Here is a 7,748-nt window from a genome sequence, read left to right as displayed (position 1 = left end):
ACATCATGTTGATCGGCCGCTCGTAGGGCGGCATGTCGGTGATGTCTTCCCCGTCGAGGTAGATGCGACCTTCCGTTGGGCGCTCGAAGCCTGCGAGCATGCGCAACAAGGTGGATTTGCCCGATCCCGAACCGCCGAGCAAGGCGAAGATCTCGCCTTTCTTGATTTCCAGGGACACATCGTCCACGGCAATCGTCTCGTCGAATTTTTTCGTGACCCGGTCGATTTTGACCAACACCTTTTTCGGTGTCTGGTCGCCCTCGAGGGCTTTCTTATAGGCGCCGGAGGCAACTGCCATTTGCGAAACTCCCAACAAAATTTTCTGTTCGACCAATACGGGCGAAACCTTGGATAGTTTGAGCCTTGAGTCTTACTTGCCCGTCTTGACCTTGGTCCAGCTACGGGTCATCAAACGCTGCACTTTCGGGGGTAGCTCGAAGTTGACGAATGTCCGGTCGAGAACCGCCTGCGGTGGGTAAACCGCTGCGTCAGTGCGTATCGATTGCTCCATCAGTTTGTCCGCCCCCGGATTAGGGTTGGCATAACCGACGTAATCACTGACCTGAGCGATCACCTCAGGTTGCAGCAAATAGTTGATGAAGGCGTGGGCCTCTTTGACGTTGGTGGCATCCTTGGGGATCGCCAGCACGTCAAACCACAGGTTGCCGCCTTCTTTCGGAATCGCGTAGGCGATGTTTACGCCTTTGCCTGCTTCTTTTGCACGGGCCTTGGCCTGGAACACATCGCCGGAGAAACCTGCGGCCACGCAGATGTTGCCGTTGGCCAGGTCGGAAATGTATTTGGAAGAATGGAAATAGGTCACGTAGGGCCGCACTTTGAGCAGCTTTTCTTCGGCCTTCTTGTAGTCTTCGGGGTTGGTGCTGTTGGGGCTCAGGCCCATGTAGTTGAGCACCGCCGGCAGCATTTCATCCGCCGAGTCCATGAACGATACGCCACACGTGGCGAGCTTCTTCATGTTTTCCGGCTCGAACAGCACGGCCCAGGAATCGATATGGTCGACGCCCAGCACTTCCTTCACTTTGTCGACGTTGTAACCGATGCCGTTGGTGCCCCACAGGTACGGCACGGCGTACTGGTTACCCGGATCGTTCTTTTCCAGGCGCTTGAGCAGCGCCGGGTCAAGGTTGGAATAGTTAGTCAGTAAAGACCTGTCGAGCTTCTGGAACGCCCCGGCCTTGATTTGCTTGCCGAGGAAGTGGTTGGACGGTACGACCACGTCGTAGCCGGTACGTCCGGCCAGCAACTTGCCTTCCAGGGTTTCGTTGGAATCAAACACGTCATACACGGGCTTGATGCCGGTGGCCTTTTCGAAGTTGGCCAGGGTGTCGGTGCCGATGTAGTCCGACCAGTTATAAATATGCACAGTCGGCGCAGCCTGCACGCTGATCGCCAGCGTGATACCTGCACCCACCAGCATGGCTTTGCGAAATAAAGAAATTGGCAAGTGGAGGTCCTCTTAAATAGTTGGGCCCAAAGTTGTTGCCCGGCAACAAAACCGGCGCGCAACTTACCCTCGATAAACCGATCCGGCAAAACTTTCTGTCATTTAATTTGTGAGAGGAGCAGTCAAACTGCCCCTCCACAGGTTTCAGGGCTTATTTACCCGATTTGATCTTGGTCCAGCTGCGTGTCATTTCACGCTGGGTCGCAGCCGGCAGGTCGGCAATGGCGTAGAGCTTGGCCTGCACATCCGCTGGCGGGTAGATGCCCGGGTCGCTGGTGATGTCTTTGTCGACCAGTGCGGTAGCCTTCTCGTTACCGTTCGGGAAACGCACGCTGTTGGTAATGCCAGCCATGACTTCCGGCTTGAGCAGGTAGTTCATGAACTTGTAGGCAGCGTCGACGTTTTCGGCATCTTTAGGGATGGCGACCATGTCGTAGAAGCTACCGGCGCCTTCTTTCGGAATGTCGTAGGCAACTTTCACCTTGCCACCGGCTTCGGCCGCGCGGGACTTGGCCTGTTGTACGTCACCCGAGTAACCCACGGCGACGCAGATGTTGCCGTTGGCCAGGTCCGAGATGTACTTGGACGAGTGGAAGTAACCGATCGATGGGCGCAGCTTGAGGAACAGGTCCTCGGCTTGCTTGAGGTCGGCTTTCTTCTGGGTATCGGTCGGCAGGCCCAGGTAATGCAGCGCCACCGGCAGCATTTCGGTTGGCGAATCGAGGAAGCTCACACCGCAGCTTTTCAGCTTGGCGATATTCTCAGGCTTGAGCAGCACGTCCCACGAATCGATCTTGTCCACGCCCAGCGCAGCCTTGACCTTCTCCGGGTTATAACCGATGCCGATGGAGCCCCACATGTACGGGAAGGCGTGCTTGTTGTCCGGGTCGCTGACCGACACGGCTTTAAGCAGGGATTTGTTCAGGTTGCCGTAGTTGGACAGCTTGGACTTGTCCAGCTCCTGGTAGACACCGGCCTTGATCTGCTTGGCGAGGAAGTTGTTCGACGGCACGACGATGTCGTAACCGGACTTGCCTGCCAGCAACTTGGCTTCCAGGGTTTCGTTGCTGTCAAAAACGTCGTACACCACTTTGATGCCAGACTCTTTTTCAAAGTTGGCGATGGTGTCCGGTGCAATGTAGTCGGACCAGTTGTAGACGTGCAGCACTTTGTCGTCGGCCTGGGCCGCGCTCGCCATTGCGCCCATCAGGGACAAGGCGAGGAGGGTCTTGCCAGCGTTCTTCAAACCTAATGCCTTCATTTGGTGATGCTCCAATTTTTTCTTTTTTGGGCCACGTTCTTCATCGTTAAGCGGCCCGTCTAAGGGCAACAAAACAGGGCGACAGTCTGGCAAGTTCCGAGGCCGGCTTTCAACCAAAGCCTCATTTATAACTGCTCAGAAAGCAGCGCCCGAGAGCCGCTGCGTTCTGAGCCTAGCACTTAGCCCTGCAATGCCGCCAAAGTCAGGTCCAGGCACTGGCGAGCCTTGGTCACCAGCTCGTCGATTTCAGCCTTGCTGATCACCAGCGATGGCGAAATGATCATGGTGTCGCCCACGGCGCGCATGATCAGGCCATTCTCGAAGCAGAACGTACGGCAGATCATGCCCACGCCCCGACCTTCATAGCGCTTGCGCGTGGCCTTGTCCTGCACCAGCTCAATTGCCCCGAGCATACCCACACCACGAACTTCACCCACCAACGGGTGATCAGCCAGTTCCCTCAGACGTTTCTGCAAATACGGTGCCGTTTCGTCGTGGACACGGCTGACGATTTTTTCATCGCGCAGGATGCGGATGTTTTCCAGGGCCACCGCCGCTGCCACCGGGTGGCCGGAATAGGTGAAACCGTGGTTGAAGTCACCGCCTTCGTTCAGCACGGCAACCACATCGTCGTGCACAATCAGACCGCCCATGGGGACGTAACCCGAGGTCAGGCCCTTGGCGATGGTCATCATGTGGGGTTTGAGGCCGTAGAAGTCGCTACCGAACCACTCACCGGTACGGCCGAAACCGCAGATCACTTCGTCAGCAACGAACAGGATGTCGTACTTGGCGAGGATTTCCTTGATGCGCGGCCAGTAAGTCTCAGGCGGCACGATCACACCACCCGCGCCCTGGATCGGCTCGGCAATAAAGGCACCGACGTTGTCTACGCCGACTTCCAGGATCTTCTCTTCAAGCTGGTTGGCGGCCCAGATCCCGAACTCTTCCGGGCTCATGTCGCCGCCTTCGCCAAACCAGTACGGCTGGGCGATGTGGACGATGCCTGGAATCGGCAAGTCGCCCTGTTCATGCATATAAGTCATGCCGCCCAGGCTGGCGCCGGCCACGGTGGAGCCGTGATAGCCGTTCTTGCGGCTGATGATGGTTTTCTTGTTCGGCTGGCCCTTGATCGCCCAGTAGTGGCGGACCATGCGCAACATGGTGTCGTTGCCTTCGGAGCCGGAGCCGGTGAAAAACACGTGGTTCATGCCGGCCGGTGCAATGTCGGAAATCACCTTGGCCAGCTCCAGCACCGGCGGGTGCGCGGTCTGGAAGAACAGGTTGTAGTACGGCAGTTCTTTCATCTGCTTGGCGGCGGCGTCGGCCAGTTCATCGCGACCGTAACCAATCGCCACGCACCACAAGCCGGCCATGCCATCGAGGATCTTGTTGCCTTCGCTGTCCCACAGGTAAACGCCGTGGGCTTTGGTGATGATCCGTGGGCCCTTCTCTTTCAATTGCTTGAAATCGCTGAACGGCGCCAAGTGATGATCGCTGCTCAAGGCTTGCCATTCACGGGTTTGCGGGTTGTTGCTGGACATACCAATCTCCTAGATGTTTCAGGTGAGGGCGCGCTGTTCCCACAGCGCGCCCGGCGCATCAGACGGCGAAGAGCAGGAATTCCCGCTCCCATGAACTGATCACGCGCTTGAAGTTTTCATGCTCGGCCCGCTTGACCGCGACGTAGCCGGTGATGAATTTCTGCCCCAGGTATTTCTCGATGGTCTTGCTGTTTTCCATGCGCTCCAAGGCGTCCTCGATGGTCAACGGCAGGCGCAGGTTGCGCCGCTCGTAACCACGGCCCACCACGGGCGCGCTCGGGTTATGGCCTTCGACCATGCCGATGAAGCCACACAGCAAACTGGCGGCAATCGCCAGGTACGGATTGGCGTCGGCGCCCGGCAGACGGTTTTCCACACGGCGGTTCTGCGGGCCGGCATCCGGTACACGCAGGCCGACGGTGCGGTTTTCTTCGCCCCATTCCACGTTCACCGGCGCCGAGGTGTCGGGCAGGAAGCGGCGGAACGAGTTCACGTTGGGGGCAAACAACGGCAGCAATTCAGGGATGAACTTCTGCAGCCCACCAATGTGGTTGAGGAACAGCTGGCTCATGGTTCCGTCTTCATTGGAGAAGACGTTCTTGCCGGTGGCGATGTCGATGATGCTTTGGTGCAGGTGCATCGCGCTGCCGGGCTCGCCGGTCATCGGCTTGGCCATGAAGGTGGCGGCCACGTCGTGCTTGAGCGCGGCTTCACGCATGGTGCGCTTGAACACCAGGATCTGGTCGGCCAGGGACAGGGCATCGCCATGACGGAAGTTGATTTCCATCTGCGCGGTGCCGTCCTCGTGGATCAGCGTGTCGAGGTCCAGTTCCTGCAATTCGCACCAGTCGTAGACGTCCTCGAACAGCGGGTCGAATTCGTTGGCCGCTTCTATAGAGAAGGACTGGCGGCCGGTCTCCGGACGACCGGAACGGCCAATCGGCGGTTGCAGCGGGAAGTCCGGGTCTTCGCAACGTTTGGTCAGGTAGAACTCCATCTCCGGCGCCACGATGGGCTGCCAGCCTTTGTCGGCGTAGAGCTTGAGGACTTTCTTGAGCACGTTGCGCGGCGACAGCTCGATCGGGTTGCCTTGCTTGTCGTAGGTGTCGTGGATCACCTGGGCGGTCGGCTCGATGGCCCAAGGCACCAGGAACACCGCGTTCTGGTCAGGGCGGCAGATCATGTCGATGTCGGCCGGGTCGAGCAATTCGTAATAGATGTCGTCTTCGACATAGTCGCCGGTCACGGTCTGCAACAGCACGCTCTCAGGCAGACGCATGCCTTTTTCGGCGATGAACTTGTTGGTCGGCGAGATCTTGCCCCGGGTGATGCCGGTGAGGTCGCCAATCATGCATTCGACTTCTGTGATCTTGTGGTCTTTCAACCAATCGGTGAGCTGGTCGAGGTTGTTACTCATAAATGCCTCTGGGCTGGGTTTCCTGGCGTCCATTAAAAGGCCAGGCGTTGGTTGACGCAGCATCCGCGTCGTTTTTTCGTTCAGGGTAGGAGCTTACCTGCCATTTGCTGCGACGTTGCATTCCTCACGCCAAAGTTGTGCGCAATCTTGAGCAGCATGCTGGGCGCACGCCATTGGGCGGCAAGCAAGGGGGCAAAAAAGAGGTGGGCCGGGGCGTCAAGAATATTGGCCGGTACGCGAGCATTCACGCGGGAAGATTTTACGGATGACACAGCCCGGCTGAAGCAGGCCAAGACGCCGTTGGGCGGCAGGAGAAACATGAAGCACCCCGGTATTATTGCTGTTATGGGTTTGAATCGAGCTTAGCCTTGTTCATTTTTTTACACAACACCCCCGTAAAAAATACAACACGGCCCGCTCAAGCCTGCTAGTCCCAAGCCGTTCAAACCCCAAAAACCGCCCCAAAAAGCCCCAAAAATGCCCTCGTAGCGCTTTTTTAGGGCAAAAAAGGCCTCGCTTGACTTCGGCATGCCGTTCGGGTTGACTGAAACCAGAAAAGATCAATGATTGATATTTTTAACAACAAAGGTGTTGCATCATGTCGGTACCCCCGCGTGCCGTTCAGCTTAACGAAGCGAACGCGTTCCTTAAGGATCATCCTGAGGTTCTGTACGTAGACCTTCTAATTGCGGATATGAATGGTGTGGTGCGCGGTAAGCGCATCGAACGCACCAGCCTCCACAAGGTTTACGAGAAGGGCATTAACCTGCCTGCCTCTTTATTTGCCCTGGATATCAACGGCTCGACGGTGGAAAGCACCGGCCTGGGTCTGGACATCGGTGATGCTGACCGGATCTGTTATCCAATCCCCGACACCCTGTGCAATGAACCCTGGCAAAAGCGCCCCACCGCGCAACTGCTGATGACCATGCACGAACTTGAAGGTGAACCTTTCTTCGCCGATCCGCGCGAAGTGCTCCGCCAAGTTGTAAGCAAATTTGATGACCTTGGTCTGACCATCTGCGCCGCTTTCGAACTTGAGTTCTACCTGATCGACCAGGAGAACGTGAACGGCCGCCCACAACCGCCCCGCTCGCCGATCTCCGGCAAACGCCCGCACTCGACACAGGTCTACCTGATCGACGACCTCGACGAATATGTCGACTGCCTCCAGGACATCCTGGAAGGTGCAAAAGAGCAAGGCATCCCGGCCGACGCCATCGTCAAGGAAAGTGCCCCGGCGCAGTTCGAAGTGAACCTGCACCACGTGGCCGACCCGATCAAGGCCTGCGACTACGCCGTACTGCTCAAGCGCCTGATCAAGAACATCGCCTACGACCATGAGATGGACACCACCTTCATGGCCAAGCCTTACCCAGGCCAGGCAGGCAACGGTTTGCACGTACACATTTCGGTCTTGGACAAGGACGGCAAGAACATCTTTGCCAGCGAGGATCCCGAGCAGAACGCCGCATTGCGTCACGCGATCGGCGGTGTGCTCGAGACCCTACCCGCCCAAATGGCGTTCCTGTGCCCTAACGTCAACTCCTACCGTCGTTTCGGCGCACAGTTCTACGTGCCGAACTCGCCGTGCTGGGGCCTGGACAACCGCACCGTAGCGATTCGCGTACCGACCGGCTCGTCCGATGCCGTACGTATCGAACACCGTGTGGCCGGTGCCGACGCCAACCCTTACCTGCTGATGGCCTCGGTCCTGGCAGGCGTGCACCACGGCCTGACCAACAAGATCGAGCCAAGCGCACCGGTGGAAGGCAACAGCTACGAGCAGAACGAACAGAGCCTGCCGAACAACCTGCGTGATGCCCTGCGCGAGTTGGACGACAGCGAGGTCATGGCCAAGTACATCGATCCTAAATACATCGATATCTTCGTCGCCTGTAAGGAAAGTGAGCTGGAAGAGTTCGAACACTCCATCTCCGACCTTGAGTACAACTGGTACCTGCATACCGTCTAAACGGCGGCTGCATTTGAAAAACGCTGCAGGCTTTGGTCTGTGGCGTTTTTTTATGGGTTCTTCCGGCAGACCGAGGTGGATTCATC

At 57.5% G+C, this 7,748-nt stretch carries 6 protein-coding genes; 1 reads left to right on the top strand and 5 read right to left on the bottom strand.

All coding sequences use genetic code 11. From position 1 onward, the window contains the following. From ACRESD_RS16650 to ACRESD_RS16630, 5 genes are all read right to left on the bottom strand, one after another. Positions 1–298: ATP-binding cassette domain-containing protein (locus ACRESD_RS16650; protein WP_431751925.1), on the bottom strand; the 298-nt coding region annotated here is incomplete at its 3' end. Positions 299–370: 72 nt separating this feature from the next. Then, entirely contained in the window at positions 371–1,465 is a 1,095-nt protein-coding gene (locus tag ACRESD_RS16645; RefSeq protein WP_431751924.1) for a polyamine ABC transporter substrate-binding protein, read from the bottom strand. A 151-nt stretch (positions 1,466–1,616) separates the two neighbouring features. Beyond that, positions 1,617–2,711, bottom strand: coding sequence for a polyamine ABC transporter substrate-binding protein (locus tag ACRESD_RS16640; protein WP_431751926.1), 1,095 nt, complete (start codon positions 2,709–2,711; stop codon positions 1,617–1,619). A gap of 194 nt (positions 2,712–2,905) precedes the next feature. After that, positions 2,906–4,270, bottom strand: a complete 1,365-nt coding sequence (locus ACRESD_RS16635; protein WP_431751923.1) for an aspartate aminotransferase family protein — start codon at positions 4,268–4,270, stop codon at positions 2,906–2,908. A 58-nt stretch (positions 4,271–4,328) separates the two neighbouring features. After that, entirely contained in the window at positions 4,329–5,687 is a 1,359-nt protein-coding gene (locus tag ACRESD_RS16630; protein WP_135290680.1) for a glutamine synthetase family protein, read from the bottom strand. A 598-nt stretch (positions 5,688–6,285) separates the two neighbouring features. On the opposite strand from ACRESD_RS16630, the gene ACRESD_RS16625 reads away from it, so the two are divergent. After that, positions 6,286–7,662 (top strand): glutamine synthetase family protein, encoded by a 1,377-nt coding sequence (locus ACRESD_RS16625; RefSeq protein ID WP_431751922.1) that lies wholly within the window; start codon positions 6,286–6,288, stop codon positions 7,660–7,662. Positions 7,663–7,748 lie beyond the last annotated feature (86 nt).

Origin of the sequence: Pseudomonas sp., assembly GCF_050739995.1 — a bacterium.
Classification (GTDB): Bacteria; Pseudomonadota; Gammaproteobacteria; order Pseudomonadales; family Pseudomonadaceae; genus Aquipseudomonas.
Note: the sequence above shows the minus strand (reverse complement) of the source record. Positions and strands in the feature narration are given on the sequence as shown.